Annotated in this window: 15 protein-coding genes and 1 pseudogene; 8 read left to right on the top strand and 8 right to left on the bottom strand. The window is 43.7% G+C overall.

Annotation, left to right across the window (positions count from 1 at the left end; translation table 11 throughout):
* The first annotated feature begins 7 nt into the window (after positions 1 to 7).
* Genes tusB through A3756_RS01765 form a run of 3 tightly spaced genes read left to right on the top strand, consistent with a single transcriptional unit; the run spans position 8 to position 1,694 of the window.
* A complete protein-coding gene (tusB, locus tag A3756_RS01755; RefSeq protein ID WP_068513640.1) occupies positions 8 to 298 on the top strand; it encodes a sulfurtransferase complex subunit TusB in 291 nt (96 codons plus the stop codon).
* Between the two features lie 25 nt (positions 299 to 323).
* A complete protein-coding gene (locus A3756_RS01760) occupies positions 324 to 656 on the top strand; it encodes a TusE/DsrC/DsvC family sulfur relay protein (RefSeq protein ID WP_068513637.1) in 333 nt (110 codons plus the stop codon).
* 30 nt (positions 657 to 686) lie between these two features.
* A complete protein-coding gene (locus A3756_RS01765; protein ID WP_068552770.1) occupies positions 687 to 1,694 on the top strand; it encodes a glycosyl transferase family protein in 1,008 nt (335 codons plus the stop codon).
* On the opposite strand, the gene A3756_RS01770 is transcribed toward A3756_RS01765, so the two are convergent.
* Positions 1,691 to 3,235, bottom strand: coding sequence for a sulfotransferase (locus A3756_RS01770; protein ID WP_068510798.1), 1,545 nt, complete (start codon positions 3,233 to 3,235; stop codon positions 1,691 to 1,693). The genes A3756_RS01765 and A3756_RS01770 overlap by 4 nt on opposite strands.
* A gap of 141 nt (positions 3,236 to 3,376) precedes the next feature.
* Positions 3,377 to 4,585: an HD-GYP domain-containing protein gene (locus A3756_RS01775; protein ID WP_068510800.1), complete on the bottom strand. Its 1,209-nt coding sequence runs from the start codon at positions 4,583 to 4,585 to the stop codon at positions 3,377 to 3,379.
* 190 nt (positions 4,586 to 4,775) lie between these two features.
* On the opposite strand from A3756_RS01775, the gene A3756_RS01780 reads away from it, so the two are divergent.
* Complete coding sequence (locus tag A3756_RS01780; RefSeq protein WP_068510803.1) at positions 4,776 to 5,831, top strand: methyltransferase domain-containing protein; 1,056 nt, start codon at positions 4,776 to 4,778, stop codon at positions 5,829 to 5,831.
* Positions 5,832 to 5,884: 53 nt separating this feature from the next.
* On the opposite strand, the gene A3756_RS01785 is transcribed toward A3756_RS01780, so the two are convergent.
* Entirely contained in the window at positions 5,885 to 6,760 is an 876-nt protein-coding gene (locus A3756_RS01785) for a hypothetical protein (RefSeq protein WP_068552772.1), read from the bottom strand.
* A gap of 31 nt (positions 6,761 to 6,791) precedes the next feature.
* Positions 6,792 to 7,823 carry a hypothetical protein gene (locus A3756_RS01790; RefSeq protein WP_068552774.1) on the bottom strand — a complete coding sequence of 344 codons (1,032 nt, stop codon included), beginning with the start codon at positions 7,821 to 7,823 and terminating at the stop codon, positions 6,792 to 6,794.
* A 116-nt stretch (positions 7,824 to 7,939) separates the two neighbouring features.
* Between A3756_RS01790 and A3756_RS01795 the strand changes: the two genes are divergently transcribed.
* Positions 7,940 to 9,373 (top strand): 3-oxoacyl-ACP reductase, encoded by a 1,434-nt coding sequence (locus A3756_RS01795; RefSeq protein WP_068552777.1) that lies wholly within the window; start codon positions 7,940 to 7,942, stop codon positions 9,371 to 9,373.
* Positions 9,374 to 9,433: 60 nt separating this feature from the next.
* Here the strand turns inward: A3756_RS01795 and A3756_RS01800 are convergent, their stop codons facing one another.
* Both A3756_RS01800 and A3756_RS01805 read right to left on the bottom strand, forming a co-directional pair.
* The gene (locus A3756_RS01800; protein ID WP_082865036.1) at positions 9,434 to 10,297 is read right to left on the bottom strand and encodes a M23 family metallopeptidase; all 864 of its coding nucleotides are present in this window, start codon (positions 10,295 to 10,297) and stop codon (positions 9,434 to 9,436) included.
* The gene (locus A3756_RS01805) at positions 10,281 to 12,683 is read right to left on the bottom strand and encodes a Lon protease family protein (RefSeq protein WP_068510812.1); all 2,403 of its coding nucleotides are present in this window, start codon (positions 12,681 to 12,683) and stop codon (positions 10,281 to 10,283) included. Before A3756_RS01805 ends, A3756_RS01800 begins: the two co-directional genes overlap by 17 nt.
* Before the next feature lie 226 nt (positions 12,684 to 12,909).
* Between A3756_RS01805 and A3756_RS01810 the strand changes: the two genes are divergently transcribed.
* Positions 12,910 to 13,308, top strand: a complete 399-nt coding sequence (locus A3756_RS01810) for a hypothetical protein (protein ID WP_068510814.1) — start codon at positions 12,910 to 12,912, stop codon at positions 13,306 to 13,308.
* 6 nt (positions 13,309 to 13,314) lie between these two features.
* Here A3756_RS01810 and A3756_RS01815 read toward each other — a convergent pair whose 3' ends face one another.
* Positions 13,315 to 14,343 (bottom strand): AraC family transcriptional regulator, encoded by a 1,029-nt coding sequence (locus tag A3756_RS01815; RefSeq protein WP_068552779.1) that lies wholly within the window; start codon positions 14,341 to 14,343, stop codon positions 13,315 to 13,317.
* A gap of 144 nt (positions 14,344 to 14,487) precedes the next feature.
* Here A3756_RS01815 and A3756_RS01820 point away from each other — a divergent pair, with 144 nt between their 5' ends.
* Both A3756_RS01820 and A3756_RS01825 read left to right on the top strand, forming a co-directional pair.
* Positions 14,488 to 15,249, top strand: a complete 762-nt coding sequence (locus A3756_RS01820) for an SDR family NAD(P)-dependent oxidoreductase (protein WP_068552781.1) — start codon at positions 14,488 to 14,490, stop codon at positions 15,247 to 15,249.
* A 105-nt stretch (positions 15,250 to 15,354) separates the two neighbouring features.
* Complete coding sequence (locus tag A3756_RS01825) at positions 15,355 to 16,509, top strand: acyl-CoA dehydrogenase family protein (RefSeq protein WP_068552783.1); 1,155 nt, start codon at positions 15,355 to 15,357, stop codon at positions 16,507 to 16,509.
* A gap of 5 nt (positions 16,510 to 16,514) precedes the next feature.
* On the opposite strand, the pseudogene A3756_RS27025 reads toward A3756_RS01825, so the two are convergent.
* Positions 16,515 to 16,903, bottom strand: a pseudogene (locus A3756_RS27025) (AarF/ABC1/UbiB kinase family protein); the annotation flags it as partial.

Raw genomic sequence — 16,903 nt, forward strand, 5'->3', positions numbered from 1 at the left:
CCACTTTATGACCCTGCATATACTGAACAAACCACCCTCAGAAGTCGCTGTGAACCAGCAACTTTCAGACACGATCCTGGACGGTGACTGCGTAGTACTCATTGAAGATGGGGTTTTCCAATGCCTGGGAACCTCGTCTGAAGCCAGTCAATGGTCTTGTATTGCCGCGACGATTTTTGTACTGACTGAAGATGCCTTGGCTAGGGGTGTAAAAATCCCGGTAGACTATTGTAAAATTGATTACAATGACTTGGTTGAACTTACCATCAAGCATGAAAAAGTGCATAGCTGGTATTAAATCTAGCCTTTGCTAAACACATATTATGAGCGATCAAGACACGCTAAAAAATATCCAGTTTGATGAGCAAGGTTTTCTAGTAAACCTGGATGACTGGTCACGCGACATTGCTGCGGCAATAGCCCTGCAGGAAGGCTTAACGCTAACGCCCGGACACTGGGAAATATTAGACGCCCTGCGCAGCTTTTACCTCGAATACGATCTCTCACCTGCTATGCGCATTCTTGTTAAGCATATAAAAGAGACCTTAGGGGAAGATAAAGGAAATAGCATCTATTTGATGACCCTGTTTCCGGGAAGCCCCGCAAAGCTAGCCAGTAAGATCGCAGGCTTACCCAAACCAACCAATTGCCTATAAACTTACCTTTTTTAAGGAAGTCGACCCCGTATGACAGACGTAAATATTAAACAAGCGAAAGCAGAACACCCATTTGCACCCTTTGTAAGAATACTGGGCAAAGGTAAAAAAGGCAGCCGTTCCCTTACTGAACAAGAAGCTTTTGAAGCAATGAACATGATATTAAAGGGAGAAGTCGAAGACGTGCAGCTGGGCGCCTTCCTTATGCTATTACGCGTTAAAGAAGAATCTGCTGAAGAGCTCAGCGGCTTTGTAAAGGCCGTTAAAGAGCAACTTAATACCCCCGCAATCGCGGCCGATCTTGACTGGTCATCCTATGCCGGAAAACGACGCCACCTACCTTGGTACCTGCCAGCAATTTTCTTGCTGGCTCAAGCCGGTTATCGAGTCATGATTCACGGCGCAAGTGGTCATACTGCAAACCGCCTGTATACTGAAAATATTCTTAATGAACTAGGAATACCAGTCTCACGCTCATGGGAAGAAGTTGCAGACAGTATGAATGTTAGAAGCTTTGCTTACCTGCCACTCGATGCGATTAGCCCACGCTTGGCCGAAATGATCAATATGCGTCACTTGATGGGGCTGCGTTCCCCTGTTCATTCTTTATCGCGACTGATCAATCCCTTGAACGCAGATAGCGTACTCCAAGGAATATTCCACCCCCCCTATAGCGGCCTTCATCAAGAGGCTGGAGCACTACTAGGGTACCGATCACTTTCAGTAATAAAAGGTGAAGGCGGAGAGATTGAGCGAAATCCTGATAATGCCATGGTCGTAAAGTCAGCGATTAAGGGAGAGCTTACTGAAGAAGAGTGGCCTTCTCAATTTGAGCGAAGACACGTTAAAGGGCAGGATTTAACGGTTAACTACCTTAAGCAAGTTTGGCGTGGTGAGCAAGAAGACGAATATGCCTTAGGTGCCATTATCGGTACAACAGCCCTCGCCTTAAAATCTTTAAAACCAGAGTTCTCACAGAAGGACGCCTTCGCATTTGCCGAGAAACTTTGGAGTGAACGCAAATTAGACTTGATCTAATCTACGTTCTGTAAAACCTCTATCAAAGGCGCCAAATATTTTTCATACGGCGCCGATGCTCGCTTGGCATCTTTATATATAGGCTGCCTTACTTGCGCGACACTCGCTGTTCTCACTGCGCGCTTATTTTTATGAAATTCGAAGCAGCCACCCTCTGGCTCCAAATGGCAAAAGGCGAGTAAGTTGTTAATCTGGTGCTCTGAGTTATCCACCATCGCTTCATAATTAGCCTCATAAATACGATCACCAAATAGGTTCTGCCAATGCTTCATCATGTCTTTATAGGCGATATAATACTGGCCCAGCTCTGTTAAATCATTAGTGTATGCTGGGGAACCAGAAAAATTTTGTTTATAAATAGAAAAACAGGTTTCAAGCGGGTCACGTGTACAATGAATAACTTTAGCGTTAGGCATTACAGTTAAGATAAGCCCAACAAACATGAAGTTATAGGGCATCTTGTCTGTAAAATACGTAGCTTTCTGTCTAGCTCTAAGCTTATCTAAATAAGCAGTCATGACTGCGACACACGCGCTAGCCTTATCATCTGCTGAGATATCGCTATTCAATATCTCGCCGTGCGTTCTAAAGCTTTCTCTCAGGTCAAGAATCTCTCCTTCCGCTTCGACCTGCGAGTGACTAGATATAATCTGCTCGATTAGCGTCGTTCCTGAGCGCGGCATACCCAATATGAATATTGGTGAATCATCTGAAAGTTGCGCCCCCTTTACTTCATTTAAAAAACCTTCGTCAAAAGCGTTTAAGATAGCTTTGAAGTCATTTTCTGTCTGGGAATGCTGATAATTTACGCCTTTGCGAGCAATGTCATTTCCCATTTTCAGGTACATGAATGATTTATCGGTCTTCTTACTTCGCTCATAATACATTGACAGAATATACGCGACGTTCATTTGAACTGCTGGCGCTTGTGTTTGCTGAGAAAAGCTTTTCTCCAACTGAGGAATGATGCTTTCTAATAGAGGCTCTTTTCTCCCCTTACCATACAAGATAAGATTCCGAATCACTGCTATTTGGCCAGGGTTGAGTTTCAAAGATTTTTGAAAACAGCTGTAGCCTTTTTCCCCCTCACCTAAACGACTTAGCGCTAAGCCTTTTAAGTTATAGGCATTTGCATTTTTCGGTGAGACTTTTATTAAAGATTTACAAACGCCTAAGGCATCCTTTTCTTTGTGATTCCCAATTAAGACGCCAGCCAATTGCTCTAAAGCTTTTTCATGCTTGGGCTTAAGTTGAAGAGCTTGCTTTAACCACGTTTCGGCTTGTTGATTATGACCTAGCTGTACTGCCAAGCCAGCACCCTGTAAAGCGACTTCATGCTCTTCAGGCAAGGCTTCAATTGCTTTTTTTGCGAAAGAGAAAGCCTCCGGCAGCTTTCCAGCTTGTTGAAGCAATAGAGAAAGTTGTGCGCATATCACGGGCTGACCTGGCGCCTTATCAAGAATCTGACGGTAGATATTTTCTGCTTGCGCTAGCTTGCCTTGCTGATGTAGTGCAAGGGCCTGATTGAATATTTCTTGCATTGACTTACCTAGTTAAGAGTCAGTTTACAGTAGATAATGGCACAAAAATGAGCCAAGTATGTGCTCTACTTTCGAGTAAAACTAATAGCGCTAGTTACCCAAATAGAAACAAAAGATTGATTACCAAGCTAGACGAACAGACTAGCGAAAAATGCTACAACGACTGCCTTCCAGTAACTTAATATTTTTATATAAAAGTTCATTGGCATTGGCGACTAAATTGTAATTGGCATCATACTTTTTGGAGGAAAGAATATCACCCGTCAGTACCCTCATTCGAGAGAGAATCTCAGGTAATCCTTTTAAAATGATAGCTATGTCACGAACAACAGTACATTCATGAATATTATGGAGCTCACAGCAGTCGTTATCGATCTTCATCCCAATAACGCCCTCAGTGCGCTGCCTAAACAGGCTCGGATCAAACACTCCGGTATCGGTTGAAAGCCTAACGAGACGATGAATCATTGAACGCAAACCATGGACACTCAGGTCAAAATCATACGGAAGTAGCTCAGCACTGACGACGAGTAAGCACGACAGCATTTTCTCGAGCTCTTTAATCTTGCTTTCAATATCAAGAAACAGATTTGAGTTCTTTGGTGACTCGATCGGGCTAGACAGGTGCGCTTCAACTAAGGTGATCCAATGCTGATGCGCCCTTTCAAAATACAAAAAAGAATTGAGCCTAAGGTTTGATAAGGTATGAGATATCTGATTGTGACCACCTAGCTGATCAAGGCGGTCACTTAACTCATTGGCGATCACTAAAATCTGGGCGTCTAGACCAAGTTGAGGCTCACCAATGAGATTTGGAAAGCCAGTTCCGTCATTTCGTGCGTGGTGGTGTAGAACCAGCTCCGCAAGCCCTTCTAGCTCAGGTAGGTACTTTTCAACTAAACGTGAACTAATCAGAGGGTGAATATCTCTGCCGTCAAGCGAGCTAGCTGGAGAAAAGAAAGGGCCATTAACCTTTGTGGGAAACTCAATCGTCTCGGTATCGGGTGCGTGTTTACCAATATCTTGCAGTAAACCAGCGACGAACAGCAATCTTTGGTTAGCTTCTGTGAGGCCAGCTGACCGGCCAATCAATAACGCACACCAACTGCAAAACAAAGCCCTTTCGAAGTCGATTTGCGAACAAACATGGACACGAGTAAGTGCCTTCATGATCTCAGGAAATTTTTCAAGCTCATTGCAAAAGAAAACCATTTTTGGCCAATATGAATTGGCTTGGTTTATTTTGAAAAGCGTCGGATGGGAGTCAATAAACATCCGGTATTCGAGAAGCAAGCTTGCTGCGCTGATATAATAATTACCGCCAAGGTAATCAAAACTGCTATCACTCATGGCACTAAATTTCCAGGACAATGTTCGAAAAAGGTATGATTTAAAGATAGGCTACAAGCCCTATATATTCAAAGACGAAAGCGTGATAATTTACTCGTTTTATATATTTGAACGTTTAAGACTATTGCTTGTCTTACTTGTCTCCAAGTTCAGAAACACGCGCTAACAATTCAAAGAGAGATCTCCCTGCATGCATGATGATGTTAAAAACTATTACGGGAAAGTATTAGAAAAAACCGAAGATCTTAAAACCAACGCCTGCTGTACAAGCGCTGGTTTACCTAGACATGTAAAGACGGCATTAGCCAAGGTTCATGATGAGGTACTAGCCCGTTACTATGGCTGCGGTCTAATTGCCCCACCCGTGCTTGAAGGAATGCAGGTAATGGATCTTGGCAGCGGGTCTGGCAGAGATTGCTACGTTCTATCCCAATGGGTTGGCGAACAAGGCCGTGTCTTAGGTATCGACATGACAGAAGAGCAGCTTACCATTGCACTTGAGCACGAATCTTACCATGCCGAGAAATTCGGCTACGCAAGCAAGAATACAGAATTCAAGCTGGGTTATATCGAACGTTTAAACGAACTTGGCCTTGAAGAAAACAGTTTTGATATCATCGTATCAAATTGCGTTATCAACCTTTCACCAGACAAGGAAGCCGTATTGCGAGAAGCCTATCGAGTACTAAAACCAGGAGGTGAGCTTTACTTCTCTGACGTCTATTCAGACCGGAGAGTTCCCCAACACCTTGTTGAGGACCCAGTCCTATACGGCGAGTGTTTGAGCGGCGCACTTTACTGGAACGATTTTGAAAACCTAGCTAAAAAAGTCGGTTTTTTGGACCCGAGGCTTGTAGAAGACGATGTCATCACTATTGAAAATGAATCGGTGCAAGAAAAAGTCGGCCATATCGGTTTTTATTCGGCAACCTACCGTTTATTTAAAATAAAAGACCTTGAACCGCACTGTGAAGATTATGGCCAGGCTGTTATTTACAAAGGCGGTATCGAGCACTTTGAACACGCTTTCGTTCTTGATAAGCACCATATCATCGAAAAAGGTAGGATTTTCCCTGTTTGCGGCAATACCTGGCGCATGCTGAATGAAACACGATTTAAAAAGTACTTCGAGTTTATTGGTGACTGGAACACTCATTACGGCATTTTTGAAGGCTGTGGATCTAGCTTACCCTTCGATGGTGACCCTATATTCGAAACAGGTGACGGCGGCTCTTCTTGCTGCTAACTTGAGCTAGCGCTCTATCTGAAGAGCTAAGCTATAACTATCCGCTTAGCTCTTCACCTCCTCTTCAACGCTCTAATATCTAGACCATTTTCGATCATATACTCTTGCATATCTTTCGCGTACATAATCCACCCTTTCGGGCTTAAATGAATTTCATCATCCCAATATTTTGCTGCTGACAAGTCTACTCCCCGACCAAAAGCATCATAACTTAGCGTATTCTGATATTGCCCCATTGCGCCTATAATTGTTTCAGAAAGCTGCGCATGCAGATAGCGAATCGCCCGTCTCCTTATACAGTTATCTATGTTAGAAGTAAGCATAGGTGGATAAGCTTTCGCATCAAATGCTGTTTTTATCCAAGGCCCGGCCTTTAGGAATGCCAACTTGAAGCCTCGCTGGCGTTGATCTGGCGACGCATAACAATGCGCAAGGACAGGCACGCTAGGTAGATATCGGTCTCGGTCTTTCAATACCTTATGATAATCATCTCTGATGTTTTGAAGTAAGCGCTCTTTCCCTGAATTAAAGCACTCTGAAGGCGATTGATTTTTATCATCATAATCTTTAAGGATAAACTTTAAGCCAGCGAATAAATCATTCCCACCCATACTTAGACAATATACATCGAGTCTAACTCGATTGTATTTAGCATAGCGAAATACACTGGATTCACGCGAAACCTGCTTTGCCGTAGCCATTGAGACGCTACTATCCCACCAGTTTGCGCCAGTAGGAATAATCTGCATCAGGGCCTGATGTAAATTATTCGGTCCGTAGAAAAAATGTTTCTGCCTGCCAGGGTAATCAAACCAGGAGTCACCTTGCACTACAACATTAGGGTATCGACGACGATATAAACTTTTCGCAACCGTTACAAAACTTGGTCCTGAGCCAGCAAGGAAATGCGCCCCTCTGTAACTATCCATGTTTTTTACTTTCCCCTAATACACAGTCTCTTCATGGAATAGCTATTTTGTCATAGTCAAAGGTAGAAGCTTCAGCTTTTTCAGTGGCCTTAACTTTGGCGGGGGCGCTAGTAGAAGGAATTGGCATAAGTACACGCGGCTTCTGTATCTTAATTTCTTCCAAGCCATCGAAGCCACTTTCCGTAGTGTTTGCACCTTGGGCGCTATTGCTTGGCGCGCTTAGCGTATTGCTTAACGCTGGTTTAGAAGTAGTAGGGTTACTAGCTGGACCTATCGGCGCCATAAGGCTAGCAAGTTTATCTTCGAGTAAGCTATAGTCGCTTTTAACAGTGGTAAGTTCTTCCGTCAAAGATGTCTTCGAAGCGCTTAACTGTGAAATCTGTGTTTGTAGCGAAGTAATCCGCTGCTCCTTAGACTCTAGCTCCTGATTGAGTTTATCGTTGTTCGATGCAAGATAATCAATCTCTGAGCGTGTCTCTTTTTGACGTTTTACAACCGCAAGATAAGCGCCTTTTCTATCTTTTAACTTCTTATTTAATACCTTGATTTCATCGCTTAATCTTGAATTTTCTCCGGCCAGCACTTCGCTATTGCTTGCGCCACTCAACAAAGACGCCCTAACCTGACTCAAGGATGCTGCTAGGGCCTCGTTTTCCTCTTTAAGCAAAGCGAGTTGTGAGTTCAGGTTGTCGATAATATCCTGATTGACCGCAAGCGCACCCTCCGACTCCTGTATTTTTTCCTGCTGAGCCTGGTTTTCTCTTGTCAAACGCTCGTGCTCAGCTTTGGTTTCAGCAAGAGATTGTCCAGACGTAGACATTTTGGCTTGCTGATTTTTAAGCTGAAGTTCGAGCTTACCTATTTCTTGCTTAGATAAGACGCTGTCCAGGAGTGCAGTTTGACCCTGGTGATAAAAATAAAATGCTGAGAGCCCGAAAGCCAAGGCCATGATAAGAGTGACTATCCACGTACCGTTAAGCAGGCTATTGCGCTTGCGCAGATCATTTATCCACTGCTGCGCATATTGGTCAGCGTTATTCAAGGAATTGTCATGTGTCGTCATAAAACGTTATCTCAAGAAAAATAGATTTTTTGTAAGATATTATAATAGTTTGCGTTACACTAGCGCATGCCGCGCACGAGGCTCTATTGTTATTTTTTAAAGGGTAAAAAGTCGACATGAGTGATCTATATCTAAAGCTTGCGAACTCTCAGTATACACAGCCAATCATCCAAGCTTTGAACTTGCCTAAACCTCTTAATCTTGCTCGTAGCGAACACGAAAGCTTATATAATATTAGCGGTAAAATCCTGCTTGCCGCGACTAAGCATAATTTTGCGACTAATAGTGTATTTAAGGCTCTCGACTCCGACAACATTACCCTGTTTAGTGCACGCTCTAATACCGAGACACTAAACTTATCGGCCGCACCTACGAGTTATAAAGCTAAATGTACAGAAATTCAGATCGACAACCTTGAAGATCACAAGTTTAAAGCTTTAGTTTTTGATGCGACGGGAATAAAAACAAGCCAAGAACTGAAGCAATTGTACAGCGTCTTTACTCGTTCCGTTAAGAAAATTAGTATTAATGGACGCTTTGTCATTATTGGGCAATCACCTTCGCAACTTGAATCACCGGAAAGCGCTTCTTTGCAAGGCTCCTTAATAGGGTTTGCAAAATCGCTAGCTAAAGAGTGTGGTAAAAAAGGGATCACCAGCAATGTTATTTACCTGGAAAAAGGCGCTCAGAAATATCTAGACAGCTCTCTCAGGTTTTTCCTTTCGCCCAAGTCAGCCTACATAAGCGGACAATCTATTCAGCTTTGCAACAAAGCAACCAAGCAGAAAAGAACAGACCAGGCTAAGCCACTACTCGGCAAAACTGCTCTTGTAACTGGAGCTGCTCAGGGGATTGGCTATCACACCGCAAAAACATTAGCGCGCGATGGTGCAACAGTCGTCTGCCTGGATATACCTGCCAATGAAAGTGCTACACAAGCTCTCGCTAAAGAGATTTCTGGACACAGTGTTGCATTGGATTTAAGCGCAGAAAGCTCGGTCGACTCTATATGCAATACTATTGGTGCGCAACTCGGCGTAATAGATATCATTGTTCATAACGCTGGCATTACTCGCGACAAGACTATTGCTAACATGCCAGAGCACTTTTGGGATCAAGTGATAAACATCAACTTGTCCAGGGTGCTGGATATCAATCGTGCGCTAATAGAAAAGAAGCTACTTGCTAACAATGCACGCATCATCTGTATATCTTCTATTTCCGGGATTGCAGGTAACTTCGGACAAAGTAATTACGCCTGTTCTAAAGCCGGAATAGCCTCTTATGTTGAAGCGATGAGCCAACACACCGCCGACCAGGGCCTTCAGGGGCTAACTATTAACGCCATTGCACCTGGCTTTATAGAAACTGATATGACCCAGCGAATCCCTTTATTGACTCGTGAACTAGGGCGACGTATGAATGCATTATCACAGGGTGGCTTGCCGCTAGATATCGCAGAGGGAGTGAGCTTTTTCAGCCGCCCCGATGCTAATGCGCTTAACGGAAATGTACTTCGTATATGCGGTTTGAGTTTACTAGGTAAGTAAATGTAATAATGGAATGGAATGCGATGACCATCTTGCAGCAAGAATGCCATCGCTTTAAGTTTACTTATCACCAGCTATCAAAAGAACCAGCTGAGGGTCAATTCTCGTACCATACCAATTAACACGCCAATCAAGGTGCGGACCTGTAGAACGACCTCCAGCCCCTACTTTGGCAATTTCCTGGCCTGCCACAATATCTTCACCTTCTTTTACGACAACTTCACTTAGATGAATAAAGGTTGAAGATAGTCCATAACCATGGTCAACAATTAAAGTGCCACCGGAGTAAAACATGTCTTCATGGACCAGCGTAACTTTACCGCTAGCAGGAGCATAAACTGGCGCCCCAACTGGCCCAGCATAATCAACACCATAATGTGGGCGCTTTGGTGTACCGTTGTAAATCCGTTGACTACCGTAGACACCAGTAATAGGCGCCCTCATAGGTGCCGTAAAGTCATCCAAAAAGTAAAGCAAGCTGGAATCAGTTTTACGAGCATTTTTAACCAGCGCCGTTTCGCGTTTTATACGGGCTAGTTTATCCTTACTGGGTGTCACGGTTTTTTGAGGAACACCTTTAATACTTTGAGTCGGATAAGTCCTTTGCTTCACATCAATAATTAGAGAATGACGTTCACCATTAGGAGCGCTGAATGTTAATTTGTGCTCCGGCGCAGCATCGCGACCAAAGCCAATAATAAAATCCCCTTCTCGCGTAAGCCGAATTTCGCGTTCATTCAGTTTTACGTCGTACGAAGGCTTAACATTACCTTTTAACAAACCGCCCTGTGCAAATACCCCCTCAAGCACCACGTCTTCGGTCATTAGCTTTTCTGAGAGCAAGTCATCCGCAAAGACATTAGCACAAGTCACTATAAGGAGTGTAAAACCTGTTCGCTTTAGTCGCTTAAGCGTTTTTCTCATGAGCACCCTTTTCTTCGCTATCTTTACTCTCTTCTTTCTCACGTAAGCTGGCCATCTTCTCGTGCACTTTGCCGAAGATGCTGCCATCCTCGTACATACCGTCTTTAAGCGTTCCCGTCTTTAAACCCGTTAGCAATTCCAATGCTTCATTAACATGCGTTACTGCATAGATATTAAAGCGCTTTTTCTTAACGGCATTAATCACCTTCTGGCTTAACATAAGATTGGCAATATTGCTTTTAGGGATAATAACCGCTTGCTTCTGATCACTGCCGATTAACTCACAAGCATCGAGAAAGCCTTCTATTTTCTCATTTGCGCCACCAATTGGCTGAACTTCACCAAACTGATTCACTGAGCCGGTCACTGCGAAGTGCTGAAGAATTGGCACATCAGCAAGTGAAGAAATTAAGGCGCAGAACTCGGCCATCGACGCGCTATCGCCATCAACCTCACCGTAAGACTGTTCAAAAGCAATACTTGCAGATAGAGGCATCAGATCATCTTTTGCAAATAAGGATGACAAATAAGACGATAGGATCAAAATCCCCTTAGTATGGATATTGCCGCCCAACTTGGCATGATGCTCGATATCTGTGATATCACCATCACCAAAATAACAATTTGCAGTAACACGGTTTGGCATTCCGAACTCCGAACCCGCTGTGGAGTACACTGACAGTGCATTGATCTGCCCAACAACCGAACCGCTAACAGAAAGCAATGTAGAGCCATCTCGTATCGTATCAAACAGTTGGTCTTTGATGCGTCCATTGCGGTGCTCGGCACTTTCTAAAGCACGCTCTACGTGAGACTGCCTGATCATTGTTGAACGCTGCTCTCGCGCCCAGTAGTTTGACTCTCGCAGCAAATTAGAGATTTCAGAGGCGTGAAGTGACAACTTATTCTGATTTTCAGCCTGGCGGGAGCTAAACTCAATTACCCGAGCCACCGCTTTCTTATCACAATGGAGAAAGCCTTTTTCGTGTACAAGACTGGAAATGAATTTTGCGTAAAGCATCTGTGATTCAGGCGTACGATTCATTTCGTTTTCGAAGTCCGCTGTCACTTTAAACAGTTCTTCAAACTCAGGGTCGTAATTCTGAAGCAATAGATAAGTTTCGAGGTCACCAAAGAGAATAATCTTAACATCTAATGGAATCGGTTCCGGTTCCAAAGAAATCGTTCCAGACAAAGTCACTTCTCTTTCCAGGGAATTGATTTGCAGTTCCTTGGAACGCAGGGCTCGCTTGATCCCGTCCCACACAAAAGGTTGTTCAAGCACCTTCGCCGCATCAATCAACAGGTAGCCACCGTTGGCACGATGTAAGCAACCCGAGCGAATTAAGGAGTAGTCGGTAAACACCGTGCCTTTGTAGGTCACATGCTCCACATAACCAAACATCGTGTGATAGTTTGGGTTTTCTTCAACGATAACAGGCTCTTTAGAGTCCTTGTGCTGAACCAGTACATTAACCTGATATCTACGAGGTAGTTTCTTCTCAAGCGTTGCATTGGACATAGCGCCCTGCTCTTCGCTGTCTTCGAGAAAAATATCTAAGTTATTGACGATATCATTTTGTATATCATTCAAATAATCAATTACTAAAGAGTGCTTATGATATTTGTGAGCAAGTGACTCAACCAGGTGCTGTGTAACGCCCAGTACAACCTCTTCATTGAGCGCTTGCTGCTTATCTACAAACTCCTGTTCCCAGTTTGCTATTTTTCTAATCACCCCTCTTAGCTTTAATTCAAGCTTAGTGATTACATCATCAAACTGATCTTTCTCATCTTCCGCAAGTGCTTCAAAGCTTTCGACTGTATGTACATCTTCACCATTCATTGCAGTGAGACGGTATCCACCAGGGGTTGTCAAAGATAGCTTTACCTTTTTTCGCTTCGCTTGCTTAGCGACTTTCTCTAATGCCGCTTCTTGCTTTTCAGCGTATTCTAGCTTGAGTGCTTCTGAGCGCTGAAAGTACTGATCATTCTCGAAAGCCTGAGGAATGCCTTTGACCAAACGGGTCATAAGCTTTTCGACATCCTTTTTTAAATTAGCGCCCATGCCAACCGGTAACTTAAGTACTTTGGGTGATCTAGGCTCATCGAAGTTAGCAACGTAGCACCAATCGTATAACTCTCTATTTTCTTTACGGTGATGATCTAGAAAACGCAAGATCATCGTACGCTTGCCCAAGCCATTGCGGCCAATTGCATACACATTGTAACCAGAGTCAGGCATTGACATCGCAAAGCGGACAGCTTCCTGTGCACGGTCCTGACCTACAAATTCATTTAATGGCGGCAGAGCTTTAGTACTGGAAAAGCCCAAGTCAGCATCATCACATGTTTTGTATAATTGTTTCGTAGATAGCGGTTTCAATGTGAGCCCTTAAATATTATGAAAATGATTACATGCAAAGCATTAGTTCAAAGTATCTAAACGATATTAACAAAACAGACTGGCTTAACAAGACTAATTTTTACCAACAATTTAACCTATATTCATTTACTATAAGAACAGCTGTCAGTTGAAAGTTGATTTGTTGGGTGTTTAGCGTTTAATATCCCTCTCCTGATTCGACCTAACCCCATACCATTTTATACCTATGCATAAAATTAAACTCATAAATTGGGCAGAGCGCCGCATTAAAAGACGCCATAAAGCGCCTGATTTACGAATATCAATACAACCTGTCGGCTTAAGAAAATTCTTCAGTTCCTCACAGGAAGTTAAATGCCTCGATATCAATCGCTATGGTATGGCGATCAGGTCGCGTCGTCCCTTTAAGGCCAAAGAACGCATTCTAATTAACTTTAGAGGTAAGTATATTTCACTTTCCAAGGTTGGGGGCATCGTCACCGAGTGTGTGAAAGTTCGGCATTTTTACCGAATCAGTGTTGTTTTCAGCTACGCAAAAGACAGCAAAGAATACTGCCGCAAGACAGATAATGCTCTTTCAAGAATTGAAAGCCTTTATAACCAGCAAACAAAAGAAGCCGGGTAACTCTTCTCAAGCACTTCCAATCGAGTGTTTATCACGATAGGCACGCGGTGATAAGCCCATCCAGGTTTTAAACGCTCTAGAAAATACCGAGGCTTCATCAAAGCCTAATTCCAACCCTATCTCGCTTATTGATCGATTACTATCATTTAGCAGGCTTAGCGCTTTTTCACATCGTAGTTTTTGCTTAATTTGTTGGTAGCTAGTGTTTTCTTTTTCCAAGACACGTCTTAAATTTCTTGGGCTCATATTGAGTTCACTGGCCAAATCATCAAGCTTCTTAAACTGCATCGTATCATCAACAATCATATTCATTACTTGAGTACTAAAACTTCGTTGAAAGTCCGGCTTTGACAGCAAATCGGTTGGCGAATTTTGTAAAAAAGTATTCAACTCTTTCTGGCCCTGTTTAATAGGCAAATCCATAAGAGCTGATTCGAAGACTAGTGCGTTTTGCGTTTCACCAAACCTACAGTGACAAGGAAAGAGCAAACTATACTCCGCAACATGCGGTGGACTCTGGTAACTCAAGCTAACATATTTTAAAGGTAATCGTTCAGTAACAAGCCAGCTTGCAAAGCGATGCCAAACCAATAAAAAAAACTCTACGAGGAAATTGGCAGTATCCAACTCGGGCCGTACAGGCTGAAAAATAAGACGAGCTCCCTCCGTAGTATTTTCAAGTTGCAGCACGATATCGTTTCTAAAGGTACTGTAGAGCAAGCTTGCCCGCCTTATGCTTTCACCAATAGTTTGCTCCCTTATCATTTGTTTAGCTACGATGGCAAAAACACCTTGTTTACAGGGCTGATCGGTAAAGCCCATGAACTCATCATCCATTAGTCGCCAGATAGAACGAATTAGTGTTGATACTCGCTCAGATGAAATACGATCCCTCCCCCCATAGCAGCTGACAGAGAGAATACCTGAACTAAGACCGCAATCACTCATCACCTTGCTTACATCGACTCGGGCCCTCAAGGCACCCTGCAGAAGTGCATGTACATAGTACAGTGAAATTGAATTTCGCTTGTCCATATCGTCCGCTTAGGTAAAGTTTATACATAGTATATGTATCATTTAGCTAGTTTTCGTCCTATTTTGTCAAACCATATTCTGATTTGCTATTGCCCGGCGCACAGTCTTCGATCAAACTTTTAGTTTTTCTTATAGGTAAATTCAATGGACATTAAAGGTACACCCGCAATTGTAACTGACGGTGCATCAGGTCTTGGAAAAGGCACTGCACTCTATCTTGCAAGTTACGGCGCCAAGGTCGCGATTCTTGACTTACAAATCGAAAAAGCGCAAACCCTTGCTGAAGAAATAGGTGGCATTGCAATTGAATGCGATGTAACAAGTGCTGAAAGCGTTGAAGCAGCTATCAATAAAGCACGCGAAACTCACGGGCCCTGCGGTATAGCTGTTAACTGCGCCGGCATTGGCAGTCCAGGACGTATTCTTGGGCGTGACGGCCCAATGTCTTTAGACTTTTTTAATACCGTAATTCAAGTAAACCTTGTTGGCTCATTTAATGTACTAAGGCTGGCGGCAGCAGACATGCAAAGCCGAGAAGAAAACGCAGACGGTGAGCGAGGCGTAATCATTTCAACAGCCTCAGTAGCGGCTTATGAAGGTCAAATTGGTCAAGCTGCCTATTCTGCCTCGAAGGGAGGGATCGTATCAATGACCCTTCCCGCTGCACGTGAGCTCGCAAAGTTTGGCATTCGCGTATTAGCGATCGCACCCGGCCTCTTCCTAACGCCTATGATGGAATCATTTTCTCAAGAAGTACAAGACAGCCTTGCTGCAACATTACCCTTTCCATCTAGACTAGGTAAACCCGATGAGTTTGGTAGGCTAGTGCGTGATATTGTTGAGAACCCAATACTTAACGGTGAAGTGATACGTATTGATTCCGCTGTCCGTTTGGCAGCAAAATAATACCAAGCGCGGCATTTTGGGAACATCATAAAGTCGCTACACGTGACCTAGCTGCTAAATAGTCCGCTATTATACAAACACTAACTCACTAAAAGAGGAACCCATATGGACTTATCACTGAACGAGGAGCAAATTATGATTCAGAGTATGGCACGTAAATTTGCCAGCTCTGAACTGATGCCTATCGCCGATAAGCTTGATATGGGGGAGGCACAGGAAACCTTTGTTAAGAATCTAAAGAAACTGGCTCAGCTCGGTTTTATGGGGCTCAATATCTCGAGTGAATACGGCGGTACCAATGCCGGTACCGTTTCCTTTAGTTTGGCCATCACTGAAATAGCCAAGGCTTGCGCTTCGACAGCAGTTACAACATCGGTAACAAACATGGTTGCTGAGGTTATCCAGGCGGTTGGCAGCACACAACAGAAACATTCTTATCTACCAAAACTTTGCTCTGGTGAATATTCTGCCGGAGCATTCTGCTTGACTGAGTCTCAGGCCGGTTCGGACCCTTCATCAATGAAATGTTCCGCTACTAAAACAGCTTCGGGCTGGGCGCTAAATGGCAGCAAGCAATTCATTACCAGCGCAGAATATGCTGGCGTATTTGTTGTCTGGGCTCTGACGGATAAGAGTGCGGCAAAAGGAAAAGGCATTTCTTGTTTCCTTGTCGAGGCGGGGACTCCCGGCCTAATAATAGGAAAACCCGAACAAAAGATGGGACAAAAAGCCTCTTCTACTTGTCAGCTTAGTTTCGATAACTGCAACATTGATGACAGTGCACTTTTGGGTGATCTAAACAAAGGCTATCGTGTCGCCGTTGGCGAACTGGCCGGCGGCAGAATAGGCGTCGGCTCATTAGCACTTGGTATTGCTCAGGCAGCCATCGACTATGCAACGATATACACAAAAGAACGTGAGCAATTTGGCAAGGCAATCGCGAACTTTCAAGGTATCCAGTGGATGTTAGCGGACACCTACACAGAACTAGAAGCTGCACGTTTGCTCCTTATGAGCGCGGCCTACACAAAAGATTCTGGCGCGCCGTTTTCAAAACAGGCATCAATGGCCAAGCTATTTTCAACAGAAGCCGCCAACAAAGCTTGTTATACAGCACTGCAGTTGTTAGGAGGCAATGGCTATATTAAAGATTATCCTATAGAGCGTCTTACTCGTGATGCACGCGTAACAACAATCTACGAAGGTTCCAGTGAAATACAGCGCATTATTATTGCTAAACAAATACTCAGTGAAGCATAGCTTAATCAGCCTTGCAGATAAGGGGCCAACTTAGAACGGAATTCCGCCTTAACCCCCATACTTTTGAGTATCCAGTACTGACCACTTATCATCCGGTCAATATATAAGCTTTCAACCGGCGGGCTAAAGTGCGACATATGTTTAAAGAACAAATGAGTTTGTTTGGCCGCTTCGATATGCAAAGAAGCAGATTCATAGTCATAGTCGTCATTTGTCAGAAAGGGCTCAAATAAAATATTCCGCCAAACTTTGTAGTAGTCTGAACCTGGTGAAGGTTTACTCTCGACCCGCGCACCTAATCTAATAAGCGCATCATCTAGCGCATCATAATCTTCCGCCAAACTAGCAACAATCGCATCTTTATAGGCTGCTAAAACTTCATGCTTAAGCGTTT

The organism is Oleiphilus sp. HI0086 (genome assembly GCF_001635225.1).

Bases quoted from the DNA above. Each gene is read 5' to 3' on its own strand.
- A3756_RS01790 (WP_068552774.1), bottom strand. From the start codon at position 7,823: ATGACGACACATGACAATTCCTTGAATAACGCTGACCAATATGCGCAG.
- A3756_RS01775 (WP_068510800.1), bottom strand. From the start codon at position 4,585: ATGAGTGATAGCAGTTTTGATTACCTTGGCGGTAATTATTATATCAGC.
- A3756_RS01800 (WP_082865036.1), bottom strand. From the start codon at position 10,297: ATGAGAAAAACGCTTAAGCGACTAAAGCGAACAGGTTTTACACTCCTT.
- A3756_RS01770 (WP_068510798.1), bottom strand. From the start codon at position 3,235: ATGCAAGAAATATTCAATCAGGCCCTTGCACTACATCAGCAAGGCAAG.
- A3756_RS01780 (WP_068510803.1), top strand. From the start codon at position 4,776: ATGCATGATGATGTTAAAAACTATTACGGGAAAGTATTAGAAAAAACC.
- A3756_RS01810 (WP_068510814.1), top strand. From the start codon at position 12,910: ATGCATAAAATTAAACTCATAAATTGGGCAGAGCGCCGCATTAAAAGA.
- A3756_RS01760 (WP_068513637.1), top strand. From the start codon at position 324: ATGAGCGATCAAGACACGCTAAAAAATATCCAGTTTGATGAGCAAGGT.
- A3756_RS01815 (WP_068552779.1), bottom strand. From the start codon at position 14,343: ATGGACAAGCGAAATTCAATTTCACTGTACTATGTACATGCACTTCTG.
- A3756_RS01825 (WP_068552783.1), top strand. From the start codon at position 15,355: ATGGACTTATCACTGAACGAGGAGCAAATTATGATTCAGAGTATGGCA.
- A3756_RS01795 (WP_068552777.1), top strand. From the start codon at position 7,940: ATGAGTGATCTATATCTAAAGCTTGCGAACTCTCAGTATACACAGCCA.
- A3756_RS01765 (WP_068552770.1), top strand. From the start codon at position 687: ATGACAGACGTAAATATTAAACAAGCGAAAGCAGAACACCCATTTGCA.
- tusB (WP_068513640.1), top strand. From the start codon at position 8: ATGACCCTGCATATACTGAACAAACCACCCTCAGAAGTCGCTGTGAAC.
- A3756_RS01785 (WP_068552772.1), bottom strand. From the start codon at position 6,760: ATGGATAGTTACAGAGGGGCGCATTTCCTTGCTGGCTCAGGACCAAGT.
- A3756_RS01820 (WP_068552781.1), top strand. From the start codon at position 14,488: ATGGACATTAAAGGTACACCCGCAATTGTAACTGACGGTGCATCAGGT.